Annotated in this window: 2 protein-coding genes and 1 tRNA gene; all 3 read right to left on the reverse strand. The window is 55.3% G+C overall.

Annotation, left to right across the window (positions count from 1 at the left end):
* Positions 1-118: 118 nt before the first annotated feature.
* Entirely contained in the window at positions 119-295 is a 177-nt protein-coding gene (locus Uis1B_RS12170) for a hypothetical protein (protein ID WP_165782863.1), read from the reverse strand.
* Positions 295-540 carry a helix-turn-helix domain-containing protein gene (locus tag Uis1B_RS11730; protein ID WP_207763432.1) on the reverse strand — a complete coding sequence of 82 codons (246 nt, stop codon included), beginning with the start codon at positions 538-540 and terminating at the stop codon, positions 295-297. Before Uis1B_RS11730 ends, Uis1B_RS12170 begins: the two co-directional genes overlap by 1 nt.
* Before the next feature lie 443 nt (positions 541-983).
* A tRNA-Asn gene (locus Uis1B_RS11735) sits at positions 984-1,059 on the reverse strand.
* Positions 1,060-1,128: the final 69 nt, after the last annotated feature.

Below are 1,128 nucleotides of genomic sequence, written 5' to 3' on the forward strand. Positions count from 1 at the left end.
GATGCCGGCGAGCATGCCCGTCGCGTACGCGATCCGGCACAGGCACAGGGCCAGGAGCCGGCCGGGCGTGTCCCGCGGGCCGATCGGCCCGCCGCCGCGCCCCGTCATGGCCTGTGACCTACTCATCGGACCGTTCCCTTGCGTTCCGGGCGCGGCGCATGTCGTCGCGTTCTACCTGGGCGGCGATCATGCGGATCATCGGGATCGGCCGGCCGGTGTCCATGTGGATCTGCTCGATCGTGCGTCCCTCGCGGATCATGCGCGCGATCCTGAACGGAATCGTCAACTTCGCCATCACGCACACGCCTCCTTCCTGATCGCGGGCAGCTCGCCCGTGGTGGTATCACCCGTCTTGAAACCGAGCACGAAATCCGCGGACAGGCCGTAACGCTGCTTGAGAAACTTCAGATCATTGCGATTCCAGCCGACCTGGCCATTGACCTTCAATGAGATCGAGGCCGGTGACTGACCCATTGCCGTGGCTAGTTGTCGATAGCTGATGTGGTTGGCTGAAAGCCACATTTTTATCGGATTGTTCACAAATTCTCTCCTTATTCGTTTTTCCTAATCACGAAGATTAGCGATTGGATTTGTTAAACGCAAATTTTGGATATATACTTCGTTTAAGAATGCTAAATCGCGTATGAAAGGAAACGGAGCGAACATGACTGCGGCAACAGCAAGTCCAATGACGAAGGATTCCGAGCAACGTCTGGCAGCCGTCATTGCGTTTAACATAAAGGTGTCACTGGCGGCAAAAGGTCGCTCTCAGACGGCTCTGGCTGAGGCATTAGGTATTAAACGGTCCGCAATGTCTCAAAAAATGACCGGAAGAACAGGCTGGTCGATCATCGATCTTGTCAATGCATCGCGCTTTCTCGGCACGAGCATTGAGCACCTCATTGATGATTCGCTCTTGAACAGCATGGATGTTCCCGAAAACGAAAAAACCGTGGCGGGCGACTCCCGACCACGGTTCCTGGTGGCTCCTGCGGCTGGGCTTGAACCAGCGACCGTCCGATTAACAGTCGGATGCTCTGCCAACTGAGCTACGCAGGAATGCTGTAGGCCGAATCCATCAGCTCACAAAAATTAAATATTAGCAAGCAAATTCCATAAACGCAACCG

The organism is Bifidobacterium margollesii (genome assembly GCF_002860355.1).
Lineage (GTDB): Bacteria > Actinomycetota > Actinomycetes > Actinomycetales > Bifidobacteriaceae > Galliscardovia > Galliscardovia margollesii.

What these genes read in the sequence shown, in the direction of transcription:
- Uis1B_RS12170 (WP_165782863.1), bottom strand. Translation starts at nt 295, where the DNA reads ATGGCGAAGTTGACGATTCCGTTCAGGATCGCGCGCATGATCCGCGAG.